21 protein-coding genes are annotated in these 24,151 nt (G+C 64.2%); 12 read left to right on the top strand and 9 right to left on the bottom strand.

The annotated features are described in order from the left end of the window. Positions 1–4: 4 nt before the first annotated feature. A complete protein-coding gene (locus tag AC4CS3_RS01765) occupies positions 5–424 on the bottom strand; it encodes a hypothetical protein (protein WP_490781948.1) in 420 nt (139 codons plus the stop codon). 90 nt (positions 425–514) lie between these two features. Here AC4CS3_RS01765 and AC4CS3_RS01760 point away from each other — a divergent pair, with 90 nt between their 5' ends. After that, positions 515–1,180, top strand: coding sequence for a helix-turn-helix transcriptional regulator (locus tag AC4CS3_RS01760; RefSeq protein ID WP_490781947.1), 666 nt, complete (start codon positions 515–517; stop codon positions 1,178–1,180). An 86-nt stretch (positions 1,181–1,266) separates the two neighbouring features. Next, positions 1,267–2,535, top strand: coding sequence for a cysteine desulfurase family protein (locus AC4CS3_RS01755; RefSeq protein WP_490781946.1), 1,269 nt, complete (start codon positions 1,267–1,269; stop codon positions 2,533–2,535). On the opposite strand, the gene AC4CS3_RS01750 is transcribed toward AC4CS3_RS01755, so the two are convergent. Beyond that, positions 2,514–3,752, bottom strand: coding sequence for an NAD(P)/FAD-dependent oxidoreductase (locus AC4CS3_RS01750; protein WP_490781945.1), 1,239 nt, complete (start codon positions 3,750–3,752; stop codon positions 2,514–2,516). The genes AC4CS3_RS01755 and AC4CS3_RS01750 overlap by 22 nt on opposite strands. A 237-nt stretch (positions 3,753–3,989) precedes the next feature. Between AC4CS3_RS01750 and mnmA the strand changes: the two genes are divergently transcribed. The 5 genes from mnmA (at position 3,990) to AC4CS3_RS01725 (ending at position 10,958) form a co-directional block, all read left to right on the top strand. Further along, the gene (mnmA, locus tag AC4CS3_RS01745; RefSeq protein ID WP_490782097.1) at positions 3,990–5,111 is read left to right on the top strand and encodes a tRNA 2-thiouridine(34) synthase MnmA; all 1,122 of its coding nucleotides are present in this window, start codon (positions 3,990–3,992) and stop codon (positions 5,109–5,111) included. A 257-nt stretch (positions 5,112–5,368) separates the two neighbouring features. After that, positions 5,369–6,997, top strand: coding sequence for an ABC transporter substrate-binding protein (locus tag AC4CS3_RS01740; RefSeq protein ID WP_234748171.1), 1,629 nt, complete (start codon positions 5,369–5,371; stop codon positions 6,995–6,997). A gap of 115 nt (positions 6,998–7,112) precedes the next feature. Further along, positions 7,113–8,201 carry an ABC transporter permease gene (locus AC4CS3_RS01735; RefSeq protein WP_437770850.1) on the top strand — a complete coding sequence of 363 codons (1,089 nt, stop codon included), beginning with the start codon at positions 7,113–7,115 and terminating at the stop codon, positions 8,199–8,201. A 1-nt stretch (position 8,202) separates the two neighbouring features. After that, positions 8,203–9,252 carry an ABC transporter permease gene (locus AC4CS3_RS01730; protein WP_490781944.1) on the top strand — a complete coding sequence of 350 codons (1,050 nt, stop codon included), beginning with the start codon at positions 8,203–8,205 and terminating at the stop codon, positions 9,250–9,252. After that, complete coding sequence (locus AC4CS3_RS01725) at positions 9,249–10,958, top strand: ABC transporter ATP-binding protein (RefSeq protein ID WP_490781943.1); 1,710 nt, start codon at positions 9,249–9,251, stop codon at positions 10,956–10,958. The genes AC4CS3_RS01730 and AC4CS3_RS01725 overlap by 4 nt, the downstream gene beginning before the upstream one ends. Positions 10,959–11,039: 81 nt before the next feature. Here the strand turns inward: AC4CS3_RS01725 and AC4CS3_RS01720 are convergent, their stop codons facing one another. After that, positions 11,040–11,699, bottom strand: a complete 660-nt coding sequence (locus tag AC4CS3_RS01720; RefSeq protein ID WP_490781942.1) for an NADPH-dependent F420 reductase — start codon at positions 11,697–11,699, stop codon at positions 11,040–11,042. Positions 11,700–11,777: 78 nt separating this feature from the next. On the opposite strand from AC4CS3_RS01720, the gene AC4CS3_RS01715 reads away from it, so the two are divergent. Next, positions 11,778–12,164, top strand: coding sequence for a chorismate mutase (locus AC4CS3_RS01715; protein ID WP_236811919.1), 387 nt, complete (start codon positions 11,778–11,780; stop codon positions 12,162–12,164). Between the two features lie 4 nt (positions 12,165–12,168). Further along, positions 12,169–13,206: a uroporphyrinogen decarboxylase/cobalamine-independent methonine synthase family protein gene (locus AC4CS3_RS01710; protein WP_490781941.1), complete on the top strand. Its 1,038-nt coding sequence runs from the start codon at positions 12,169–12,171 to the stop codon at positions 13,204–13,206. A gap of 15 nt (positions 13,207–13,221) precedes the next feature. On the opposite strand, the gene AC4CS3_RS01705 is transcribed toward AC4CS3_RS01710, so the two are convergent. From AC4CS3_RS01705 to AC4CS3_RS01680, 6 genes are read right to left on the bottom strand one after another with little or no spacing between them, the layout of a single operon-like run. Further along, positions 13,222–13,956 carry a DUF4166 domain-containing protein gene (locus AC4CS3_RS01705; protein WP_490781940.1) on the bottom strand — a complete coding sequence of 245 codons (735 nt, stop codon included), beginning with the start codon at positions 13,954–13,956 and terminating at the stop codon, positions 13,222–13,224. A gap of 56 nt (positions 13,957–14,012) precedes the next feature. After that, entirely contained in the window at positions 14,013–15,305 is a 1,293-nt protein-coding gene (locus AC4CS3_RS01700) for a DUF58 domain-containing protein (protein WP_490781939.1), read from the bottom strand. A gap of 55 nt (positions 15,306–15,360) precedes the next feature. Continuing rightward, entirely contained in the window at positions 15,361–16,419 is a 1,059-nt protein-coding gene (locus tag AC4CS3_RS01695) for an AAA family ATPase (RefSeq protein WP_490781938.1), read from the bottom strand. Then, entirely contained in the window at positions 16,416–17,522 is a 1,107-nt protein-coding gene (locus tag AC4CS3_RS01690; RefSeq protein WP_490781937.1) for a DUF4350 domain-containing protein, read from the bottom strand. Before AC4CS3_RS01690 ends, AC4CS3_RS01695 begins: the two co-directional genes overlap by 4 nt. 59 nt (positions 17,523–17,581) lie before the next feature. Next, entirely contained in the window at positions 17,582–18,304 is a 723-nt protein-coding gene (locus AC4CS3_RS01685) for a DUF4129 domain-containing protein (protein ID WP_490781936.1), read from the bottom strand. Then, entirely contained in the window at positions 18,265–19,548 is a 1,284-nt protein-coding gene (locus tag AC4CS3_RS01680; protein WP_490781935.1) for a DUF7847 domain-containing protein, read from the bottom strand. The genes AC4CS3_RS01685 and AC4CS3_RS01680 overlap by 40 nt, the downstream gene beginning before the upstream one ends. Before the next feature lie 176 nt (positions 19,549–19,724). Here AC4CS3_RS01680 and mtrA point away from each other — a divergent pair, with 176 nt between their 5' ends. From mtrA to AC4CS3_RS01665, 3 genes are read left to right on the top strand one after another with little or no spacing between them, the layout of a single operon-like run. Further along, entirely contained in the window at positions 19,725–20,399 is a 675-nt protein-coding gene (gene mtrA, locus AC4CS3_RS01675) for an MtrAB system response regulator MtrA (protein WP_490781934.1), read from the top strand. Continuing rightward, on the top strand, positions 20,371–22,362 hold the full coding sequence (gene mtrB / locus AC4CS3_RS01670) for an MtrAB system histidine kinase MtrB (protein WP_490781933.1): 1,992 nt from the start codon (positions 20,371–20,373) through the stop codon (positions 22,360–22,362). The genes mtrA and mtrB overlap by 29 nt, the downstream gene beginning before the upstream one ends. Then, positions 22,359–24,095, top strand: a complete 1,737-nt coding sequence (locus tag AC4CS3_RS01665; protein WP_490781932.1) for an LpqB family beta-propeller domain-containing protein — start codon at positions 22,359–22,361, stop codon at positions 24,093–24,095. The genes mtrB and AC4CS3_RS01665 overlap by 4 nt, the downstream gene beginning before the upstream one ends. The last annotated feature ends 56 nt before the right edge of the window (positions 24,096–24,151 follow it).

Raw genomic sequence — 24,151 nt, 5'->3', positions numbered from 1 at the left:
CCGCTCAGCGACGCGAGGCGACGGCCAAGCGGTTGAGCGCGAGTGCGCCCACGAGCAGTCCGAAGTCGCGGAGGGCGACGTCGAAGAAGTTGCCGAGCACCAGCAGGTTCACGATGATGCCCAGGAGCCACGCGGCCACCAGAAGCGAGCCAAAGCGCGGGCGGACCGCCACGGCAATTCCGGCCACAATCTCCACGACGCCCACGATGTACATGAAGGTCTGGGCCGGGACGGGAATCACAGAGGTGGCAACGGGGGCGAGGTAGATGGTCCAGTGGGTGAGCAGGTTGGTGAACTTGTCCAGGCCGAAGATGATCGGCGCCACGGTGAACACGGTCCGGAGGAGCAGGAATGCCTGCCGCTGGGGATCCATGGACATTAGTGGTCCGGTTTTCGCTCGGGCTGGGGATGATGCAGTGTTCATGATGCCTTCTTTCTAAAAATGGATAGTTTGATTTTAGAAAGTTCGAGGGGATTAAGCAACTGGTGTTGTTTTTAGAGTTAAGCTGGATGCATGACCGGACTTCCCTGGCTCCGCCGACTTTCGGCACTTGCATCCCTCGACGACGGCAACCGTCGCCGCTTGTACGAGCACGTCTGCGGTGCAAGCGATGCAGTCAGCCGCGACGACGCCGCGATGGCCCTCGGGCTTCCCCGCAGCACGGCCTCCTTCCACCTGGACCGGCTGGTCCGTGACGGGCTCCTGAGTGTTGAGTTCCGCAAGCTCGGTGGCAAGGTGGGACCGGGCTCCGGGCGCCCCGCGAAACTGTACGCGCCCGTCATTGAAGAGATCGGTGCCTCGGTTCCGGAGCGCCACTATGACCTCGCCGGGGAAGTGATGGCGTCTGCCATGCAGGACTTGATGGCGAACGGCGGTTCCCCCCGCGAAGCGCTCCTCGAAACCGCTTATGCGCGCGGTCGCGAGGCGGGCAGCGCGGAGCTGCATTTCGAGGATGTCCTGGCGAGCTACGGTTACAGGCCGGAAGCTGACGAGGACGGCGGGTATTCCCTGGTCAATTGCCCGTTCCACCGGCTCGCCGAAAGCCACACGAGCGTAGTCTGCGCCATGAACGGCGCCTTCCTGAGCGGAGCGGCGGCCGCGTGCGGAATTGCCGAGGACCGGATCGCCGATGACAACCGCGAAGGCCATTGCTGCGCCAGAATCCGTCCGACATCGTGATCCGTCCCGCGGGCTTGGGGGAGCGGCCCGGGAAAGCGGCTTCCGCCGTCGAAGCCCGGATCCGCCGGCCTCGATAGACTTGGGTAGTGCCTGTTTACCTGGACCATGCCGCCACCACGCCCCTTGCCGCCGTCGCCCTCACGGCCATGACCCGCGAGCTGGCGCGGACCGGCAACCCGTCATCGTTGCACGCTTCCGGACGGCGTGCCCGGCGATCCGTGGAAGAGGCTCGGGAGGCGATTGCGGCAGCGGCCGGGGCGCATCCTTCCGAGCTCATCTTCACGTCCGGGGGAACCGAAGCGGACAACCTTGCCGTTAAGGGGATCTACTGGGCCCGCCACGACGAAGACAGCCGGCGCAAGCGGATCCTTTGCTCCGCCGTCGAGCACCATGCTGTGCAGGACACCGTCGAATGGCTAGAACGGCACGAAGGGGCCGAAGCAGTGTGGCTCCCCGTCGATTCCCAGGGCGTCGTGCGGCTGGACGCTGTACGGGCGGAAATCGAACGTGATCCGGGATCGGTGGCCCTCGTCACCGTCATGTGGGCAAATAACGAGGTGGGCAGCATCCAGCCGGTCAAGGAGATCATGGAAATCGCTGCCGCCCACGGCATCCCCGTGCACTCGGACGCAGTTCAGGCTTTCGGCTCGATTCCCCTGAGCTTCCGCGACTCAGGGCTTGCCGCAATGTCGGTCTCCAGCCACAAAATCGGAGGGCCCGTGGGCGTGGGTGCCCTCTTCCTGGGGCGGTCCACCAAGGTCACTCCAGTCCAGCACGGGGGAGGGCAGGAACGCGACGTCCGCTCGGGAACCCTGGACACGGCGTCGATCGCGGCATTCGCCGCCGCGGCGGAATCGGTGGCTCAAAACCTGGCGGCAGAGCGCGAGCGGATCAGCGCCTTGCGGGACCGGATCATCGACGGTGTCCGGGCTGCAATTCCCGAGGCGGTGTTGCGTGGAGCGCCCGGAGACGCCCGGCTCCCCGGCAACGCGCATTTCACGTTCCCTGGCTGTGAAGGCGATTCCTTGCTGTTCCTCCTGGACCTCGCGGGCATCGAATCATCCACCGGATCCGCCTGCACCGCGGGAGTCCCCAGGCCCTCGCACGTCTTGCTTGCCATGGGTTTGGACGAGGACACCGCCCGCGGGGCGCAACGGTTCAGTCTGGGCCACTCTTCAAACGACGCCGACGTCGACGCCCTGCTCAAGGCCCTTCCGGACGCGTATGCCAGGGCGAAGCTTGCCGGAATGGCAGGGCACGAGTCCAGCATCCAGACTGCAGCCACTGTGGCCCGGGGCTACGACAGCGGCTCTGCCGGCGGTTCGGCGGCCCATCAGGTTCCGGGCAACAACTGATCCAGCGGAACGGCCGGATCGGTCAGGCGGTCCACGTCTACCGGAATGCGCCCCGAAATGAGTGCCTTGACCGGCTTCTGTACCCGTTGCTGGTTGACACTCATGGCCGCCACGACGGCGCCACCCTTTAGCCAGAAGGCGAGGAAGCTGTTGTCCTCAAACGCGCCGCGGATGACAGGTGCGGAACCCGCCGCGAGCGTGGGATATCCCCAGTACTCCATCGAGACGTCGAACTGGTCCGTATAGAAATACGGGACCACGTCCAGCATCGAGTCCTGTCCCAGCATCGCTTTGGCCGCGACCTTCCCGCCGTTGAGGGCGTTGGACCAGTGCTCGCTGCGGTGATAATCGCCGGTGAAAGGGTGGAGGGCATTGGCAACGTCTCCGGCCGCGAACACGTCCGGACTGCTGGACCGGAGCGAAGAATCCACCAGGATCCCGTTGCGGATATCCAGCCCTGCGGCTTCGGCCAGGCCCGTGTCCGGAACGACGCCGACGGCCACCACCACGAGGTCAGCGGGAAGGACTTCGGCGGAGTTGGTGACAACGGCGCTCGCCTTGCCCCCGGTGCCCGTGATTTCCGCCGCGCTCGCGGGGAGCCGGAACTGTACGCCGTGCTTTTCGTGGAGGCTGCGGAAGAAACCGCCCAGTTCCGGGCCGATGGCCATGCTGAGCGGCACGTCCTCCAGTCCCAGCAGGGTCACTGTGTTCCCGTAGCTGCTCGCCGCGGCGGCAAGCTCCATGCCGATCCAACCGGAGCCGATCATCACCACATTCCGGCCTCCGCCGGCCAGCTCTTCCTTGAGTCGGCGCGAATCATTGAACGTCCGGAACGTCATGACACCGGCAAGATCGGAACCGGGGAGCGGAATCCGGCGCGGCTGCGCCCCTGTGGCGATCAGGAGCTTGCTGAACCGAAGCTCGGTTCCTGATTCCAGTTGTACCGTGTGGGCGGCAGGATCGGCAGCCGCAACAGGGTCGCCAAGGAGGAGTTCGACGTCGTTCTCCCCGTACCAGCCGGCTGCCAGCACCGGGACGGCATCCTCGCCGGCTTTGCCCAGGAGGAACTCCTTGGAGAGGGGAGGCCGCAAGTAGGGCTGTTCATTCTCGGCGCAGGCCACGGTGATGCGGCCCTCGAAGCCTTCGGACCGGAGGGTCTTGGCCGCCGTGGCGCCGGCCAGCCCGCCGCCTGCAATAACGATGTGTTCAGTGTCCATGGTGACTCGATTCGCGGGGCGTGGGCGGTTCGCGCGGGCAGTCCGGGTGCGCGTGAACGCGCGAACAGCCTCATCTAAAACTGCTAGTTTTGACTTTAGAATCGTCCGCGACGGTGGTCAAGGCATTTTTGGGGCGGATTCCCGCGGGCGCTAGAATAGTTGGGCGCGCCTCCTCTCTTCTGCGCAATTCTTCTCCCCACACATCAACAGAAAGCCAGCATGCGAGTTCTTGCAGCCATGAGTGGCGGAGTCGACTCCGCCGTTGCCGCCGCCCGCGCCGTCGAGGCGGGGCACGACGTCGTCGGCGTCCACTTGGCGCTGTCCCGCATGCCCGGAACACTGCGCACGGGCAGCCGCGGCTGCTGCACCATTGAAGACTCCCGCGACGCCTGGCGCGCCTGCGACGTACTGGGGATTCCCTATTATGTTTGGGATTTCTCGGAACGCTTCAAGGAAGACGTTGTCCAGGACTTCATCGATGAATACGCCGCGGGCCGAACTCCTAATCCCTGCATGCGCTGCAACGAGCGGATCAAGTTCGCCGCCTTGCTGGAGAAGGCCATCGCCCTGGGCTTCGACGCGGTCTGCACTGGACACTACGCCAAGGTCATCCAAGACGTCGACGGCAATCCCGAACTCCACCGTGCCGCCGATTGGGCCAAGGACCAAAGCTACGTACTCGGCGTCCTGACCCACGAACAGCTCAAGCACTCCATGTTCCCGCTGGCAGAGACTCCCTCCAAGGCCGAGGTCCGCGCAGAGGCGGAGCGCCGCGGCCTGTCTGTCGCGAACAAGCCGGACAGCCATGACATCTGCTTCATTCCGGACGGCGATACCGCCGGCTGGCTCGCCGAGAAGATCGACATGACCACGGGCGACATCGTGGACGAGGCGGGAACCAAGGTAGGGGAGCACCCGGGAGCGAACGCATTCACCGTAGGCCAGCGCCGTGGCCTCAAGCTGGGCACCCCTGCCGCCGACGGCAAGCCGCGCTTCGTGCTGGAAATCCGGCCCAAGGAAAACAAGGTGGTCGTCGGGCCCGAAGCGCTCCTGGCCATCGATGAGATCCGTGGAATCAAGGTGTCCTGGGCCGGCCTGCCTATCGCCGAGGTGGCTACCGGAGCCGAGTTCGACTGCTATGCCCAGGTCCGCGCCCATGGAGATCCCGTTCCGGCCAAGGCATCTGTCGAGCGGCACGTCGACGACGCCGGGGTAGAGCGCGAAGGCCTCGTGGTGACTCTCATCGATCCCCTCCGAGGGGTGGCCCCCGGGCAGACCATCGTGCTGTACCAAGGCACCCGCGTCCTGGGCCAGGCAACCATCGACGCCGCCCGGTCCCTTCAGCGCGCGGAGCTCTAGACCTCGTAACGCACTGCAGTGGGAAAGGCGCCGGCAAAATTGTGAGCGCTAACCACGGGCCCTTCCAACATCAGGAGCGGCATGTGGCGATCCGCCTAGCCGACTTCGCGCCAAAAGAAAGTAAATTTTGTGTCTCAACTCACAAAATCAAACGTTTCACCAGAAAAGCTTCTGATTGAATCGTGGAGTCAGGAGTATGCGCTCCTAAGAAATTACCGACGGCGGTTCGCCGTATCCATCGAACAGAAAGTTCACTGATGGCATTGAACAAAAAAGCCTTGCGAAGCGCTATCGCGTTCGCGGGCATCTCCGTATTCGCTTTGACGGCCTGCACGGGCCCGGCAGGCGGCGGCGGTTCAGCTTCCTCAGCTGCCAGCGGTCCGATCGCTTATGGCACCACCGATAAGGTGACCGCACTCGATCCCGCAGGCTCGTACGACAACGGTTCCTTCATGGTGATGAACCAGGTCTATTCCTTCCTCCTCAACTCGAAGCCAGGAAGCGCCGACCCCGTTCCGGACCTGGCAGCGTCGGCGTCGTTCACGTCGCCTACCGAGTACACCGTCAAGCTGAAGCCCGGACTCAAGTGGGCCAACGGTCACACACTGGACTCCACCGACGTCAAGTTTTCGTTTGACCGGCAGCTCAAGATCAACGACCCCGCTGGTCCCGCAAGCCTGCTCGAAAACCTGGACAGCGTCACCACCCCGGACGCCAACACGGCCGTTTTCAAGCTGAAGCTCGCGAACGACCAGACGTTCCCGCAGATCCTCAGCAGCCCGGCCGCGCCGATTGTGGACCACCAGGTCTTCCCGGCCGACAAACTTCTTTCGGATGACGACATCATCAAGGCCAAGGCGTTCTATGGCCAGTACACGATCGACAGCTACAAGAAGAACGAGCTCATCAGCCTCAAGGCCTACCCTGACTACCAGGGTGTCCTGGGCAAGCCGGCCAACGACGCCGCCACGATCAAGTACTACGCCGAGCCGACCAACATGAAGCTGGACATCCAGCAGGGCAACATCGACGTTGCGAACCGAAGCCTCAGCGCCACTGACGTCGACGACCTCAAGAAGGATTCCAAGGTCAAGGTCAACGTTGGTCCCGGCGGCGAGATCCGCTACATCACGTTCAACTTCAACACCATGCCGTTCGGAGCCAAGGCAGCCGGAGCCGACCCGGCCAAGGCACTTGCCGTCCGCCAGGCGATCGCCAACCTCGTTGACCGCCAGGCAATCGCGGACCAGGTCTACAAGGGCACATACCTGCCGCTGTACTCCAACGTCCCCAGCGGCTTCCTGGGCGCCAACGAGTCGTTCAAGGATGCCTATGGCGACAACGGAAAGCCGAGCCTGGACAAAGCCAAGAAGGTTCTTTCCGATGCCGGTGTCAAGGACGTCGTCACGCTGAACCTCCAGTACAACCCGGACCACTACGGCAAGTCCTCGGGCGACGAGTACGCCATGATCAAGGACCAGCTTGAGAAGTCGGGCCTCTTCAAGGTGAACCTGCAGTCCACCGAATGGGTGACCTACAGCAAGGCCAGCCGCGCCGACGAGTACCCGCTGTTCCAGTTCGGCTGGTTCCCTGACTTCAGCGACCCCGACAACTACCTGACCCCGTTCTTCCCGAACGGTGGCTTCCTGAAGAACCACTTCAACGACCAGGCCGTGACCGACCTGATCAACAAGCAGCTGACCACCACGGACAAGTCGGCTCGCGAATCCACCATCAAGGACGCCCAGAACGCTCTGGCAAAGGACATTTCCACTTTGCCGCTGCTCCAGGGTGCCCAGGTTGCCATCTCGGCGAAGGGCGTGAACGGCGTCGACAAGACGCTTGACGCTTCCTTCAAGTTCCGATTGGGAACTATTTCAAAGTAAGCAGCCGGTAGGGGGAGGCGGGTGCCAACAGGTGCTTTGCCTCCCCTTATTGCTGATTGCCTCACATTTTGAGCAAAACCCCGCGCGATCCGCGGGCAATGAACTTTAGGTAGCAATGACAACACTTATAGAGGTGCCCGACGTCGAACCGGACGCGGTCGCTCCCAAGAGTAAATCAGCGGGCGGGGGTCTCGGCAGGTACATCGTGGTCAGGTTCTTCCTGATCATTCCCACGATCTTCATCCTCGTGACGCTTGTTTTCTTCCTCATGCGGGTCATCGGAGACCCCATCACCGCAGCGCAGGGCGGCCGGCTTCCCCCGGATGTCCTCGCGCAGCGAATCCACGACGCCGGTTACGACCGGCCGATCATCATCCAGTACTTCGAATACCTGGGCCAGTTGGTCACCGGGAACTTCGGCACCACCATTACGGACCGGCGCCCCGTCGTCGAAATGCTGTCGACGTTCGGTGCGGCCACCCTTGAGCTGACGATCAACGCACTGATCGTGGCGCTCGCGGTCGGCATCCCGCTGGGCATGATCGCCGCGCAACGGCGCGACAAGGCCACTGACGCCTTCCTTCGCTGCTTTGCCATCCTCTGCTACGCCACTCCGGTCTTCTTCTCCGGGCTCCTGCTCAAGCTGACGTTCTCCGTTTGGCTCGGCTGGCTCCCAGTGGCCGGTCGAGTGTCCACCCGCACTGAGCTGACCATGGGCCAACTTGCCGCTCCCACCGGCATTTACTGGCTCGACGCGCTGCGCAGCGGCAATCTCACCGCACTCGGCGACGTCGTGTCCCACGCAGTGCTGCCCGCTATCGCCCTGGGTCTCCTGACCGCCGGTGTCTTCCTGCGACTCGTCCGGACCAACGTCATCGGAACGCTGGGCAAGGATTACGTCGAGGCCGGCCGTTCCCGCGGCGTCAGCGAGTTCCGTCTCGTGACGAAGCACGCCTACAAGCCGGCGCTCATCCCCATCATCACCGTCATGGGCTTGCAGATCGCCCTGATGCTCGGCGGAGCCGTGCTCACCGAGACCACCTTCGAATGGAAGGGCCTTGGCTACCAGCTGGTCCAATACCTGAACGCCAGGGACTTCGTGGCGGTCCAAGGCATCGTGGTGCTGCTGGCCGTCATCGTCGCATTTACCAACTTCGTCGTGGACGTCGTCGCCGCGCTGATCGACCCGCGAGTGAGGTACTGACATGAGCACTGCAACAATTTCAGGACGGAAGAAGTCCTTCCTTTCCGGTCTTCCTGTCATTTCCCACGTCAACAAGAGCGTTGGCCTCCAGCGGGGCATGCTCATCACCGGGCTTGTGCTGACCGGGATCTTCCTTCTCTCGACCGTTCTCGCACCGTTCATCGCGCCATACGGCTATTCCCAACTGAGTGATGCTTCCGGTTCGTTCCCCACCCAGGAAGCCCCCGGCAGCAAGCACCTGCTCGGCACCACAGTCGGCGGCTATGACGTTCTCTCGCGCGTCCTGTGGGGTTCACAGACCGCAGTGACCGTGATCGTCGTCGCCGTGGTGATGTCCATCTTCCTCGGCGTGGCGCTGGGCCTGCTCAGCGGCTACTTCGGTGGCTGGCTGGACCGGGTGCTGGTAGTCATCGCGGATGCCATTTATGCCTTTCCTTCCCTGCTGTTGGCGATCGTCATGTCGATCGTCATCAGCCGTGGCCAATCGAGCTTCTGGGGCGGCATCCTCGCCTGCTCCTTCTCGATCACCGTGGTGTTCGTTCCGCAGTATTTCCGCGTGATCCGGGCCGAAACCATCAGGCTCAAGGCTGAACCGTTCGTGGAATCGGCCATGGTCCTGGGCGCGTCCAGCCTTCGGATCATCACCCGGCACATCTTCAAGAACGCCACTAGGACGCTTCCGCTGATGTTCACCCTGAACGCCTCCGAAGCGATCCTGACCCTTGCCGGCCTCGGTTTCCTGGGCTTCGGCATTGAACCGTCCTCGGCCGCAGAGTGGGGCTTCGACCTCAACAAGGCCATGGCGGACGCTTCCTCCGGCATTTGGTGGACCGGCGTCTTCCCCGGTATCGCGATCGTCCTCACAGTGCTGGGGCTGACCTTGGTCGGCGAAAGCATCAACGATCTCAACGATCCCCGACTTCGCGGCCGCAAGCGTGCTGGAGGCAAGGCCTCCCGCTCCAAGGCCGCGGCAGGAACCGACGGCACGAACACAGGGGCCCCTACCTCTCCCAAACCGGAAACAGGCAGCCCAGAAGCAGGTAAGGCATGACCACCAATATCGGAAACATTTCGGACCAGCCGCTGCCATCCGGGCAGCCCGTCCTGGACATCGAACGGCTCAAAGTCACGTTTGCCACCGACAGTGGCGACGTCTACGCGGTCAAGGACGTCAGCCTCGAGGTCAAAGCCGGCGAAGTGCTGGCGATCGTCGGGGAGTCAGGTTCCGGCAAGACCGTCACGGCCAAGACTATCCTCGGCCTGCTCCCTGAAACGGCCATCAGCTCGGGAGCCGTGCTGATCAACGGCAACAACGTCATCAGCGTCAGTGCGGCCAAACTGCGCAAGATCCGCGGCCGCGACGTGGCCATGGTCTTCCAGGAACCGTCAACGGCCCTGAACCCGGTGTTCACGGTCGGCTGGCAGATCGCCGAAGGGATCCGAGCCCACGCCTCGGACGGACACCGCATCTCGGCCAAGGAGGCCAAGAAGCGAGCCACCGAAGCCCTGCGGAAGGTCGGCATCCCCGATCCGGAAACCCGCGTCAACTACTATCCCCACCAGCTTTCCGGTGGCCAGAAGCAACGCGTCGTCATTGCGGCTGCGCTCGCCCTGAACCCGGGTTTGATCGTGGCGGACGAGCCGACGACGGCCCTGGACGTCACTGTCCAAGCCGAGATCCTTCAGTTGCTCCGGGACTTGCGGGACAAGTACGGCACCTCGATTGTGCTCATTACGCACAATATGGGTGTCGTGGCCGACCTGGCCGACCGCGTCGTGGTCATGTACCAAGGCGACGTCGTCGAAGAGGCCACCGCCAGGGTCCTTTTCGCCGAGCCGAAGCAGGACTACACCAAGAAGCTGCTGGCCGCCGTGCCGCACCTCGGCCGCAACTCAGCGTCCGAAGGGGCCACCGAACGGTTGCACCAAACCGGAAAGATCCTGGTTGAGGCAAAGAACCTCACCATCGAGTATCCGGGCCGCCTCGGCAAGCCAGGGTTCAAAGCCGTGGACAACGTCAGCTTCACGGTCTCCGAGAACGAGGTCTTTGGCCTGGTTGGCGAGTCCGGTTCGGGCAAGTCCACCATCGGTCGCGCCATCGCAGGCCTCAACAGGGCAACCGGCGGCAGCCTCAAGGTCCTTGGCTACGAAATGCTGGGCTTCAAGGAGCACACGTTCAAGCCGCTGCGCAAGGACATCGGCTTCGTGTTCCAGGACCCGGCTGCTTCGTTCAACCCTCACCTGACCATCGGTGAGTGCGTGGCGGAACCGCTGCTCATCCATACCCACCCGAGCCCGGCTCAAGCACGCCTGCGCGTGGCGCAGTTGCTCGAATCGGTGCAGCTGCCGGCGTCGTACGCTGAACGCTTCCCGCACGAGCTCTCCGGCGGGCAGCGCCAGCGCGCTTCGCTGGCGCGTTCGCTCGCGCTCAACCCGCGCCTCCTGATCGCCGACGAGCCGACCTCGGCCCTCGACGTATCCGTGCAGGCAAAGGTCCTGGAACTGTTCAAGGACATCCAGGAAGAGTTCGGTTTCGCCGCGCTGTTCATCAGCCACGACCTCGCCGTCGTGGACATTCTCTCCCACTGGGTGGGCGTGTTGTACAAGGGCCAGCTCGTCGAGCAGGGGATCGGCAGCCAGATCATGGGCGATCCCCAGCACGACTACACCCGCAAGCTCATCGCCTCGCTGCCGGTGCCGGATCCTGACGAACAGGCCCGACGCCGGGAAGAGAACCGCGCGCTGCTGGGCATCTAGCCCGCCATCCAAGCAACGATCCGCAAGAACGGACATGCCCGCCCTTCTCCGCGAAGGGCGGGCATGTCCCTTTGGCTGCGGCTATTCGGACACGATGCTGATGTTGAAGAGCTTGTCCTTCGGCTGGCGCATGAAAATCCGGAGCCACAGCGGCATCCACATTTCGAGGCCGCGGGCGACGTCGAGCCCGCCCAGGTCGTGGATGTGTTCCGGGAGCCAGCCGAACTCCTGCAGGAGCGCGACGACGGTGGCTTTCGCGTCGTCGTCATTACCGGCCACGAAGACGTCGTGGGCGCCATCGGCGAGCCTGAGCGGGTCAACCATCAGCGGAGCCTCCAACGTGTTGAGGGCCTTGACCACGCGGGCCTTGGGGAAGGCACGCTGGATGGTTTCGGCAATGCTGTCGGTATTGCAGACGGAGAGCGACGGCGGGAATCCGGCAGAAAAGTCCAGCGGATTGGACACATCCACCAGGACCTTGCCCGCCAGATTCGCCGCCCCGGCTTCACTCAACGCGGCGAGCGAGACCATGCCGGGGGTTGCGTTGACCACGATCTCGGCCATGGCTGCGGCCTGCGCGAAGGAACCGGAGCTTGCTCCCGGACCTGCCTGCGCCGCCCACTCCGTCCCCTTGGGATTGCCGGCCTCCCGGGAACCCATCATGACCTCGTGGCCTATTGCCACCAATTTGCCGGCCAGCGTGTGCCCCACCATTCCGGTGCCAAGAACTGCGATTTTCATGCGTGCTCTCCTTATCATCGGCGCGGACATGCCCATTCTGCCCCTCAAGGCCCGGCCGGCACACCCTAGACTGGAGGAATGACCGAGCAGAACCACGCCCTCCCCGACGCCGACTCCTTCGATCCTTCCGCCAGCTCCCTCGCCGGCCGCGTGGACCAGGCCGTCATGGACGAGTTGCTCTCCATCCGCTCGAGCATCGACAACATCGATGCCACCCTCGTCTTCCTCCTCGCGGAACGATTCAAGGCCACCCAGAAAGTGGGCGTCCTCAAGGCAACGCACAAGCTTCCCGCAGGGGACCCGGGACGCGAGTCCGCCCAGATTGCGCGGCTCCGCCGGCTCGCCGAAGAGGCGAACCTCGATCCTGCCTTCGCCGAGAAGTTCCTGAATTTCATCATCAGTGAGGTCATCCGGCACCACGAGGCAATCGCCGAAGGCCACCAGGCTTCCATCGCGCAGGCCTGAACACGTGGCCGCCGAAACCGCGCAGAACCAGGTCACTGCCACGGCATTGGGTCCCTGGCCCGGAACGGATCCTGCTGAGGCAGCCCGGATCATCCGCGGCGAGCTGGGCAGCCCGCATCTGCCGTTCCTGGCCGAGCTTCCGGACCGTGGGGTCGGCTCGGACGCCCTCGGCCGGACGGCATCCCTTCTGGTTGAGTTGGCCATCGATGTGCAGCCGCACGGCTGGCGCCTGGTTGACCGCCCGGGCAAAGACCTCAGGCGGGCGAAGTCCGCCCTTGCTACGGACATCAACGTCCTGGCCGACATTGCCGGCTCGGAAGAATCCTCCGCCGAGGAACTGAAGATCCAGTTGCGGGGCCCGCTGAGCCTCGCGGCTGGCCTCTACTTGCACAACGGGGAACGTGCCCTCCTTGACTACGGTGCCCGGAGGGACATTGCGGAGTCTTTGGCCGCCGGCGTCGCTGAGCACATATCCCGCGTCCGTGCTGCGGTGCCGGGCGCCGGGATAGTGGTCCAGCTTGACGAACCGGACATCTCCTCCGTGTTGGCCGGCACCATTCCCACGGCGAGCGGCTACCGCACCCTGCGCTCCATCCCGGGCGAGGAAGTCACGGGAGCCTGGCGGTTGGTGATCGACGCGCTGCGGGCCGCAGGAGTGGCGGAGACCGTGGTTTCCGTTCCGGAAATCGAAGCCCCGATCCAGCAGATCCTCTCCGCCGGAGCCGACGGCGTCGCCCTGCCGCTCAAAGCGCTCACCACGCGCCAATGGGAACAGATTGCCACCGCCGTGGAAGCCGGCAAACGCCTGTGGGCCGGCGCTTTGCCGGTAGACATTCCGCAGGCAACCCTGCCACGTACCGCTGAGCTTGTGGACACCGTCTGTCGGCCTTGGCGCCAACTCGGCCTACCAGCATCGAGCCTCGGGGCTGTGCGTGTCACGCCCTCGGACGGGCTGGCCGGATTCTCGCCGTCGGGAGCCAAAGAGGTTCTGAACCGCTTGACCCAGGTTGCGGACGGGCTGAACCAGCTCGCGCTCGGCTAGCCTTCTGCGGGCCGTCTAGACGCGCGGTTCCCAACGGTCCGGCTCGGCATAGCGGGGGAGCCCGACGGCGGCAGTGGCGGTCCGCGCGGGCGCGGCACGATCCGTCGCGGGCAGTGAAGGTGCCAAACGATAGTCGAAGGAACCGGCGTAGACCAGGACCAAGCCGACGTGTGGCTGAAGCACCTTCACCTGGATCCGATGCTTGCCTTCTGCCGGATCCCACCACTGCTCCGCGTAGGCCTTCGCATCAAGGGAAGCCGGCAAGCTGAGCCTCAGCGGACCAAAGAACAAACGCGAGGCTCCCGAGACGCCGCGAAGACGCCCCTCCGCTGTGACATCCAAATCCAATGCCGTGGCCAGCCTGCGGTACCGGCCCACATAGTCGACCAGGCGGGTACCGCCGTCGTTGGCGGTCTCCGCAACAGTGGTGTCATGGAACAGCCGGGTGTGCCCGGGAAAGAAAATTTCACGCCGGGCCGTGAGGCTGGACCGTCCGAACGGATCAAGGTGCGCATGGTTTTCGATGCGGAACGGGACGCGCTCGCCGTACTCGGGGAAGAAGGCCTCTTCCCCGGCAACCGTGGCAAGGAGGGGGCGGAGCCATTTCTGCCGGCAACCGACCACGTCGAAGACGCCCTCGCCGATTCCGTAGGATCCGGAGCCTGGGGCAAGGGAGAAATAGTCCTGGAGTTCAGGCTGCAACTGCCGGAACTTGCTGCCCAGCGCCAACTCGTAAATGGGTGTGCTCATGTGCTTTCCTCGGATTCGGGGTTGTTGATATCTGGACTCGGCGCCTGGCCAGCCTGCTACAAGCGGCCCGCTGCCTTCAGTCGAATGTACGCATCCGCCAGGAGCGGCGGCAGTTCCAACGGCTCGGCGTCGACTACCTCCGCGCCAAGCTGGCGCAATTGGGCGCTGACGGCCTCACGGTCCAGCAGGGCACGTTCGGCGGCCGAGGCACGGAAGACCTGGCTCGCCGTCGTGCGTTCTTCCTTCATTCGGCCCAGCAAAGGGTCCCGGACCGATCCAAGTAGCACCACGTGCTGCCGCACCAGTTGCGCCACCAAAGGAATGAGTCCTTCTCCGGGGGCGCCGCTGTCAAGCGAGGTCAACAGGACCACGAGGGAACGGTGGGCCGAAATGGCCCGTACCTGGGCCGGGACCTGGGCCCAGTCCATCTCGATCAGTTCCGCCTCAAGCGGAGCCATGGCCTGGACCAAGGAGCCAAGGAGATTGCCTCTGGCCGCGGAATCGACACGCCCACGGACGCGCCTGTCGAAGGCGAAGAAGTCCACGCGGTCTCCGCCTCGCTCCGCCAGCACTGCCAGCAGGAGAGCCGCTTCGATCCCGGTGTCCAGGCGGGGCTCGTCGTCGATTCGGGCTGCCGCCGTGCGCGATGTGTCGAGCATGATGACGACGCGGCGGTCCCGTTCGGGTCGCCAGGTCCGGACGACGACGGCGGTGCGCCGGGCGGTTGCCCGCCAGTCGATGGAGCGCACGTCGTCGCCCCGCACGTAGTCGCGGAGGGAATCGAATTCCGTGCCGGCCCCGCGGATCTGCACGGCCGCTTTGCCGTCCAGCTCCCGCAGTTTCCGCAGCTTGGACGGCAAATGCCGCTTGGAATGGAACGGCGGCAGGACGCGAAGACGGCCGGGGAGGGCCACGGTGCGTTGCCTCGCGGCCAGGCCAAGCGGGCCGAAGGACCGCAGCGTTACGTGTGGTGCCGTCAGGTCGCCGCGCCGAGTGGGCCTCAGCTGCACTGCCATCCGCCGCCGCTCACCAGCCGGGATCTCAATGCGCTGGACGAGGGCGACGGTCCCCGCGGAGGGCTGCCAGGCGTCACGCACCATTCCGCGGAAGGTCCGCCGGTTGCCGTTTTCCAGCGTCAGAACGGATTCCGTTTCCGCGTGCAGGGTGACATTCCCGGGATCCTTCCGCTGCAAGGCGATTTTGGCCGGGGATGCGGCCAGCAGGAGGTCGGACAACACCAGGGCCAGCAGCACGGCGCTGGTGAGAAGGACTGTCGCCCACGCGGGAAACAGCAGCAAGGGGGCCAACGCGGCGAAAACCAACAGCACAAAGCGGCCTGTGATCGCCATTCAGTACCGCCTGAAATAGAGAGTCCTGAGGTGGAAAGTCATGAGGCGAGGCCAATCAGCGCGGCACGGGAACAGAGGCCAGGATGCTGCCAAGGACATCATCGACGTTCACACCGTCCATTTGGGCTTCGGGTCGAAGACCTACACGGTGCCTCAAACACGGCAGGGAGAGTGCTTTGACGTCGTCGGGGGTGACGAAGTTGCGTCCGGACAACCATGCCCACGCACGCGAGGTGTTGAGCAGCGCCGTGGCGCCACGCGGGGAGACTCCCAGTTGGAACGACGGCGCCGCCCGCGTCGCCCGCACGACGTCCACAATGTAGCCGAGGATCTCGGGGGCCACTGTCACTTCGGCCACCGCGTCACGGGCATTCTGGAGTTCGGCGACGCCCGCTACTGGCCGGACTCCCGCAGCCAGCAAATTCCGCGGATCAAAACCTTCCGAATGCCTGCGGACCACTTCGATCTCTTCGGCACGTCCGGGCAGCGGCATGGAGAGCTTGAGCAGGAAGCGGTCCAGCTGCGCCTCGGGCAGGGGATAGGTGCCCTCATACTCGACAGGGTTCTGCGTGGCGGCAACAATGAACGGCGACGGCAACGGCCGGGAGACTCCGTCCACCGATACCTGGCGCTCCTCCATGGCTTCCAGCAACGACGCCTGGGTCTTGGGCGGCGTTCGGTTGATCTCGTCCGCCAGCATGATGTTGGTGAACACCGGTCCTTCGCGGAAGGTGAATTCCGAGGTGTGCGAGTCGTAGACCAGCGAGCCGGTGACGTCACCCGGCATGAGGTCCGGAGTGAACTGGACGCGCTTCGTATCCAGGCTCAACGCAGTGGACAAGGCACGTACCAGCAGGGTTTTCGCGACGCCCGGTACACCCTCAAGCAGGACATGGCCCCCGCAGAGCAGCGCGATGAGCATGCCGGTCACCGTTGCATCCTGCCCGACGACGGCCTTGCCCACTTCGTGACGGACGTCCAACAAGGCTTTGCGGGCAGGGTCGGATCTTGTGGCTGCCTGCGCTGGCTGCCCCTGCGACGCCGGGCCCCCCGAGTAGCCATAGCTGCCGTCGGTGTAGCTGTCTGCTTGATTGCTCTGTGCTTGATTGGTCATGGGGCTGTTGCCTCCTGCTCGAGTTTTTCGATGCTTTGTGCCCATTGGACAAGTTCTGGTTCGGTGCGTGGCCGATGGTCCAGCAGTAGTGTCCGCAGCTCCTGTGCCGGCCGTTTCATCTTTCGGGACACGGCATCGAGGATGGCATCTGCGCCGGCCTCGGGGCCGAGCCGGAAATGCTTGGCAAGCCTGGTCAAAGTGCCGGCCCGGAGATTGTCGGCCGCCTGGCCGACAGCGCGGGAATCCTGGTAGAGACGGGCGCGGCCTTCGGCTGTCTCTACCGCCTTGACCACTACTGGCAGTGGCTCGAACACGAGCGGCCCAAGCCGCCTGCCCCGCCACAGCACAGCGAGCAATGCGACCACAGCCAGCCACAATCCCAGGAAGCCAACCCACGGTGGCGCCAATTCGTCCAGCGTGGGCGGTGTGCCAGCATTCGGTACGTCACCGAGGCCAGGGAGATACCAGACGAGATCCGATGTTGGCCCGAGGGTCCGGAGAGCCAATGCGGCGTTGCCCTCCACCTGCAGGAGATCGTTGCTGAGAAGGGCTGTGCTGCCGAGAACCACCAGCTGACCGTCCGCACTGGCAGCGTACATGCCGCCGTCGTTGCTGCCAGGCCGGTAGCAGGTCACCTCGGCTCCCGTGTAAAGGAATGCGCCCTTGCCGGAGACACGCCCCGCAACAAGGGAATCCGCTTGCCCGCAGCCCGCTTCCAACGTCGATGTCCCGTTGGGAACCACTCCAGCGTTATGGATCCCGCGGCCCAGCCCGGTCAGGGTTCGGAAGCCGGGAGCGACGACCACCACGCGGGCGGCCGATTGCAGCAGGCTGTGCAACTGGGCGGAATCGAGATAGCCATTGCGGTCATACAACAAGACGGTGGCGCGTGGTTTCCCGGCCAGCAGCGAGGTTGTCGTTGCGAACGAATCGGATTCCGTGACGGTGACTCCGTGCCGCCGGAGGATTTCGGCTACGGCCATGGCGCCATCCGGAGCGGCGTTGCGGGCAGAGAGGGGTGCCGTGTCCGTGTTCGCGGGGGACTGGACCACGGTGACAGCGACCAGTACCCCCACGATGGCCCCGATGATAATCCAGGCCATATGGCGGCGCGACCAGCTCCGCAACTGCGCGGACCACCGGAGTGTTTGAGTGTCCGCAGTCATCGCGGCACCGCCAAACCGGTGGCGGCCTGCCCGGCGAAATCAGGTCTCATGGCCAATAGTCCATTGTCCAATGCCAACACGGCAGCATGGTCGGAAGCGGTGGCGGTTGCCTTCCCGTATTTCACGCCATCGAAAATCCTGGCCGCTTCCTCAAGCCGCGAACTGGCTGCCCCGAACGCGCGCCCCAATTGAGCAGCCGCCTCGTCCGCCGTCCGGCCAGCCTGGATATCAATGACCGCCCGGTCCTCCGCTGAGCGAACCACAGCGCGGAACTGTTCGACGACGGCCGTTTGCCAGTCCGCACGGCTTGCCGCGGCAGATGCGCGGGCGCGGAACGTGTCGGCATCAACTATCGGCTCGCCGTCGAAGATCTTCGCCGACGTCTTCTTCCGCGCGTTGAGCCTCGGCCTGACAACTATCACGGCAACCACAATGAGAACCACGGCCAGGGCAGCGATCAGCGGCACGCCGATATTCGGCCCGCTGATGGATCCGCCGTTCAGGGAGCGGAGCCAGTCGATGAACTGGTTCCACATCTGATCGATCCAACTGGGTTTGGCCGATGCGTACTGCGGCTTGGACAGTTCCTCAACCGCCCACCGCTGGGCCTCCCCGCGGTCCGGATCGACGGGAGGCTCGGAAGCGGCGAAAAGAAGGGCGAAGGACGCGGAGGCCGGAATCATCCTGTCGGGGAACCCTGACCCGTTGTCGGCGGCCATGGGTGCGCACCGGCTTGACGTGCCCGGCGCCGGCCCGGAACGCCGTCGGGATCTTCTCCGGTCTCCAGAAGCCGCAGGAGCTCCACGTCCAGTCCGTCACGCCGCATCCTCAGGTCCATGTAGATCAGGGCTGCTACGGAGGTCTGGAAAGCGAAACCGACTGCACTTATGAGGACCCCGACGACCAGCGAAACCACCAGCAGGACAATCGCCGTCGTCGTCACTTGTGAGGCGCCGGCATGGGGTGCGAACACGGAAGTTATTCCGCCGGAGGCCAAGCCCAGGGGAATCTGGATGACCGACCCGATGATACCCACCATGAAGGCCACCAGCAGCGTGATTCCGAAGATCCGCCACCAATTCCGGCTCGTCAGGGTCCACGAGCGCCGGAGTCCGGCGAAGACGCCGAGCTCTTCTATGGTGATGGCGGCCGGGGACACCAGAAGCTTGACGTAGATCCAGGCGTATGCGACGGCGGCGCCGAATCCCAACGGGAGAAGCAAAAGCACGCCGAGCGGTCCCAATCCGGTCAAAATGAGGACGGCCAGCAAGAACAGGACCAGGAAGAAAAGCAATGATCCAGCAAGGAGGAGGGAGGCAAGGCCTACCAAGGGCCAGATACGCGAGCGGGCCAGGGACCACATTTGCTTGAACCCTGTGGGCCGGTTCAACGCGGACCTGGCGACGGGGATGGCCATGACGCCCTGAAGGATGGCTGCGAGCACCATGGTGAGCAAGGAAATTCCCATAATCCCGGCAGTGGCGCCAAAGACCGGGCCAAGATACCGCATCGCCTCGTCTTGGCTAGTGAATCCTCCTACGGGAGGTTGGACCATCCCGAGCATACCCAGCGCGGCCACCTCGCTCAATGCGCTGGTGATGGCCTGGACAATAAGAGCGGAGCCGAACATGGTTTTGGCGTTCCGGCGGATGGTCTGGAATGCGCCGTCCATGATCTCACCGAAGAAGAGCGGCCGGAGCGGCACGATTCCGGGTTTCGGGGGAGCCACATAGCGGGGCTGGCCATAGGGCGGCAGACCACCGGCCGGCCAGCGCGGATCGACCGGCGCGCCCCACGATTGCCCCGGATACGGTGGCGCGCCCCATTGCGGCTGGGCGCCCCATTGTGGCTGGGCGCCCCATTGTGGCTGGGCGCCCGGCTGCGGCTGCCCCCACTGTGGCTGGGTGCCCCACGGTGGCCGCGGTCCCTCTTCAGGCCGGTTCCCCGGATCTGGCTGTGACACGTTTTCCTCCCCAAAGAATGCGTCCGCGGCAAGGCATGGATCCCGAAAGGGTCCGTTCGCACCAGCCTATAGTTCCGCCGTCGCGCCTCATAGCCCAATCGCTTGCGGGCTGCAGCGCGCCATGCCGTGATCGGGCTCAACGGGACAAAGGCTTGGTGATAAGGGAATATATAACTATGAAGGCACGCATCCTGGTGGTAGACGACGACGAAGCGCTGGCCGAAATGATCGGCATCGTGCTGCGGAACGACGGCTTCGACCCGGTTTTTTGCGCGGACGGCGGGCAAGCGCTGGAGGTCTTCCGTTCCTCAAAGCCAGATCTGGTACTGCTTGACGTGATGCTGCCCGGATCGGACGGCATCGAAGTGTGCCGCCAGATCCGCGGGGAGTCGGACGTCCCCATCGTCATGCTCACCGCCAAATCCGATACCTCCGACGTCGTACGCGGCCTTGAATCCGGTGCTGACGACTACGTGCCCAAGCCTTTCAAGCCGGCCGAGCTCGTTGCGCGGGTCCGCGCCCGGCTGCGCCCGGGAGACCAGAAGGCGCCCGAGACCCTGCGGATCGCCGACGTCACCATCGACGTGGCGGGCCACTTGGTGACCCGTGGCGGAGAGCGGATTTCATTGACGCCCCTGGAATTCGATCTCTTGGTCGCGCTGGCGCGAAAGCCCTGGCAGGTCTTCACCCGCGAACTGCTCCTTGAGCAGGTATGGGGCTACCGCCACGCTGCCGACACCCGGCTGGTCAATGTCCATGTCCAGCGCCTGCGGTCCAAGATCGAGCGTGACCCGGAAGCCCCCGAAGTTGTATTGACGGTTCGTGGTGTCGGATATAAAGCAGGCACCTGAGTCTTCCACCGGCGAGCCCGGCACTGACCAAGAGGCCCCGGCGGCCAAGGTCAAACACCCCGTTTCGGGACATCCTGTCCCGGAACACACGGACGCCCGGGCACTGAACCTCCCGTGGATCCTGGAGCGCGCCCGCATCTGGACGCGCCGCGCCCTGATCCTGGCACTGCGTGTCTCCCGCCTTGTGGTGACCGGACTTCGCCACATCCGGCCGGGAATCCGGTACTTGTGGCGCGCACTGCTGCGCCGTTGGCGCCGCTCGCTCGAATTCAGGACCGTCGCGGTGACGATTGTGCTGTCGATGGTGTCATTTGCGGTGGTCGGCGCGTACCTCTCGAACCAAATAGCGAACAACCTGTTCCAGGAGCGTTTGAAGCAAGCCGAATCCGAGAGCCGCTACTACGTCAAGCAAGTCCAGGACACCTTCGACGGTTCACAGGCCAACGACCAGTCAAGCGTCATCACGCTCGTCTACGACACGCTCAAAGCGGTGGAGGGCAACGGCTCGGTCATCCAGCGGCGATACGTCTTCGAAGCGATGCCCGAACAAACCAAGCCGCGCAACCGCTGGGTGGAATCGCGGGCCTCGGATCAGTTGACGGTCCGCGTCATTCCTCCGGCACTCCGTAAGTCGGTGCAGGAATCCGGCAAGGACCAGTACTGGGCTTCCACTGAGTTCCCCGTCGGCAACCAGGACCACCCCGGCATCGCCGTCGGAAACAAGGTCACGTTCAACGGCACGGTCTACGAGCTCTATCTCCTCTATGACCTGGATACCGCCCAACAAACCCTGGACGAAATCCAGAACGTGCTGTGGGCGGGCGGTGCCGCTCTCATCCTGATGATCGGCGGTATCGCCTGGTATGTGACCAGGAACGTCGTGAGTCCGGTGAGCCACGCCGCCGTCGTCTCCGAAAAGCTGGCCGCAGGCCAGTTGCAGGAGCGGATGGTGGTCAAGGGCGAAGACGAGGTGGCCAGGCTGGGCGCCTCCTTCAACCACATGGCCGCGAGCCTGCAGGAACAGATTACCCAGCTCGCCACGTTGTCCCAGATGCAGCAGCGGTTCGTCTCCGATGTGTCCCATGAACTGCGGACACCGCTCACGACCGTTCGGATGGCAGCCGAAGTGTTGTTCGATGCCCGCGATGACTTCGACCCCATCAACAAGCGTTCCGCCGAACTGCTTTACAACCAGGTGGAACGTTTCCAGTCGTTGCTTTCGGACCTGCTGGAGATTTCGCGCTTCGACGCCGGGGCCGCAATGTTGGACTCCGAACCGACGGACATCTTCCAGGTGGTTTCGCATGTCATCGACGGCGCCTCGCCAGTTGCAGCCGAGTATGGCTCCGAAGTGCGCCTTGCATCACGCCACAAGCGCATCATCGTGGAAATGGACGCCCGCAGGATCGACCGCATCCTGCGGAACCTGCTGCTCAACGCCGTCGAACACGGCGAGGGGAAACCTGTCCACGTTTCCGTTGCTGCCAACCAGGAGGCAGTCGCCATCTCTGTGCGTGACTTCGGCATAGGGATGACCGCGGCAGAAACCGCGCGGGTCTTTGATCGTTTCTGGCGCGCCGATCCCGCGCGTGCGCGGACCACGGGCGGCAGCGGACTGGGACTTTCCATCGCCGCGGAGGACACCAAGCTCCACAACGGTTGGTTGCAGGCTTGGGGGCGCAAGGGATCCGGTTCCAACTTCCGGCTGACGCTGCCTCTCAAGAAGGGGGGCACCATCGTGAAGTCGCCTTTGCAGCTTGAACCCGCAGACATCCATCTACCGGGCGCAGCTCCTGAGCGCCAGATGCTCGTTTTGGATGCGGGCGAGCCGCAACTCGAGCGCGATTCCGCTGAGGACCCGAGGCCTGAAGGCGCTCCGGCACTGCCTCCGACACACCCGCCTGCACTGCCTCCGGCGGGCAACGACGACGCCGACAAAACCCAAGGGGGGACGGCACCTTGAGTTCCCGACGCTCTTTCCTGTCACGGCGCCCGTACTTGTTAAGGGCCGTGATTGCCGTTCTTGCCGTCCTCATGGTGGTCCTGAGTTCCTGCGCGCAGATCCCGCGGTCCGGTCCGGTGGGAAAGAGCAAGGACGAAAGCGCGGGCAACCCGAACGCTCCCGTCTTCTTCCCTCCGCCGCCACACTCCGGCGCCACCCCGGAGTCCATCATCGAAGACTTCTATGGTGCAGGCAGCGGTTACGAAGGCGACTACGCCGTGGCCCGGCAGTACCTCACTCAGGCGCTGTCCGTCAGCTGGAAGTCCGACAAACGCACGCTCGTTTTCCGGAAGGCGACCGTCGTCAAGACCGGTGTGGAAAACGAGTTCAAGTACCAGCTGGACCTCGCCTACTCGGTCGACGCCGACGGCGTTGCGACGCAGTTCCCGGAAGGAACCACCGAGACAATTCCGGTGACCCTGGAACAGGTTGACGGCGAATGGCGGATCTCGGCCGTCCCGGACGGCACCGCGATCCCGGAAGAGACGTTCAAAGTCATTTACGCGGCCCAGCCCATCTATTTCTACGACCCCTCGTTCACGTATGCGGTTCCGGATGTCCGGTGGTTCATCAAGAAGAACACTGTCAAGGCGATGACCAGCGCGTTGCTTGACGGTCCTGCGCCCTACCTCCAGGGTGCGGTCGTCAGTGCTTTTCCTTCGGGCATGAAGCTGGCCCGGGAGTCGGTGCCGGTAGTGTCGGGAGCAGCCCAAGTGGACCTTTCCGCGAAGGAGCTCGTGGATGCTTCTGCCGAGGACCGGCAGCGCATGCAAAACCAACTGACCCTGACCTTCCGTAGCCAGCCGGACGTGGTGAACGTCCAGTTGCGGGCTGACCAGGATCTTGTCCGGGTGGAGGACAACGGTTCGGTCCTGCCGCCCGTGCTTGAAAAGAATGCTCCTGCGCGCCAAATCGCCGTCAGCAACGAAGAACTCGTGCGCTACGAGAACAACAGGGTCTCGGCCCTCCCGGACATGCAGCCGGTAGCCGGACTGAACCCGAGCGCTCCCGCGGAGTCCCCGACGTCCCAGGCCGTGGCTTTTCTCAACAGCGCCGGAACCACCCTGTATTCGATGATTCCGGGCCAACCCGCCCGCCAACTGACAACCCGGACCACGCTGAGCCATCCCTCCTTCAGCCCGCAGGACTGGGTCTGGACGGCAGGTCCGGGAGCCAACGGCGCCACCGAGGTCGCGGCGTTCAAACCGTCCAACGTTCCTCAAGGCCAGCCCGTCCCCACGGTGACGATGACGCCGCCGTGGTTGGCAGGGCGGGTGGTCAGGGACTTCCGGATATCCCGTGAAGGGACGCGCGCGCTGGTGATTTCCGAGATGAACGGCAAGTCATCGGTGCAGGTGACCGGTATTGTCCGCAATCCTGACGGCACCCCCAAGGATCTGACTGCACCGATAACCTTGTTCGCTTCCGCTCCTGTTGATCAAGGGGTTTGGGTCAATTCCACGACAGTCGCGGTGATGAAAGCCTCGTCAACCGAGAACGTGGTTCCCGAGCTGTTGTCCTTGACCTCAAGCCAGCCGCAGCTGTTGCCTGCATGGCCGAACCTGACGACTATCAGCGCGGGCAATGGGCCGGAGCAGATTTTCGGACAGTCGGGCGCAGGCGTGTTCCAACGAGTGGGCAACGGCTGGGAATTGCAACTCAAGGGCCCGGTGGACCCTTCCTTCCCGGGCTAGGCCTTCTTCGTGAAGCGCGCTCTCCGCGACGCGCGGTTTTCCACATGGCGCGTTTC

This window comes from Arthrobacter sp. SE2 (assembly GCF_058244265.1).
This window is presented reverse-complemented; position numbering and strand designations above follow the sequence as displayed.

Bases quoted from the DNA above. Each gene is read 5' to 3' on its own strand.
- AC4CS3_RS01765 (WP_490781948.1), bottom strand. From the start codon at position 424: ATGAACACTGCATCATCCCCAGCCCGAGCGAAAACCGGACCACTAATG.
- AC4CS3_RS01760 (WP_490781947.1), top strand. From the start codon at position 515: ATGACCGGACTTCCCTGGCTCCGCCGACTTTCGGCACTTGCATCCCTC.
- AC4CS3_RS01750 (WP_490781945.1), bottom strand. From the start codon at position 3,752: ATGGACACTGAACACATCGTTATTGCAGGCGGCGGGCTGGCCGGCGCC.
- mnmA (WP_490782097.1), top strand. From the start codon at position 3,990: ATGAGTGGCGGAGTCGACTCCGCCGTTGCCGCCGCCCGCGCCGTCGAG.
- AC4CS3_RS01740 (WP_234748171.1), top strand. From the start codon at position 5,369: ATGGCATTGAACAAAAAAGCCTTGCGAAGCGCTATCGCGTTCGCGGGC.
- AC4CS3_RS01735 (WP_437770850.1), top strand. From the start codon at position 7,113: ATGACAACACTTATAGAGGTGCCCGACGTCGAACCGGACGCGGTCGCT.
- AC4CS3_RS01730 (WP_490781944.1), top strand. From the start codon at position 8,203: ATGAGCACTGCAACAATTTCAGGACGGAAGAAGTCCTTCCTTTCCGGT.
- AC4CS3_RS01725 (WP_490781943.1), top strand. From the start codon at position 9,249: ATGACCACCAATATCGGAAACATTTCGGACCAGCCGCTGCCATCCGGG.
- AC4CS3_RS01720 (WP_490781942.1), bottom strand. From the start codon at position 11,699: ATGAAAATCGCAGTTCTTGGCACCGGAATGGTGGGGCACACGCTGGCC.
- AC4CS3_RS01715 (WP_236811919.1), top strand. From the start codon at position 11,778: ATGACCGAGCAGAACCACGCCCTCCCCGACGCCGACTCCTTCGATCCT.
- AC4CS3_RS01705 (WP_490781940.1), bottom strand. From the start codon at position 13,956: ATGAGCACACCCATTTACGAGTTGGCGCTGGGCAGCAAGTTCCGGCAG.
- AC4CS3_RS01700 (WP_490781939.1), bottom strand. From the start codon at position 15,305: ATGGCGATCACAGGCCGCTTTGTGCTGTTGGTTTTCGCCGCGTTGGCC.
- AC4CS3_RS01695 (WP_490781938.1), bottom strand. From the start codon at position 16,419: ATGACCAATCAAGCACAGAGCAATCAAGCAGACAGCTACACCGACGGC.
- AC4CS3_RS01690 (WP_490781937.1), bottom strand. From the start codon at position 17,522: ATGGCCTGGATTATCATCGGGGCCATCGTGGGGGTACTGGTCGCTGTC.
- AC4CS3_RS01685 (WP_490781936.1), bottom strand. From the start codon at position 18,304: ATGGCCGCCGACAACGGGTCAGGGTTCCCCGACAGGATGATTCCGGCC.
- mtrA (WP_490781934.1), top strand. From the start codon at position 19,725: ATGAAGGCACGCATCCTGGTGGTAGACGACGACGAAGCGCTGGCCGAA.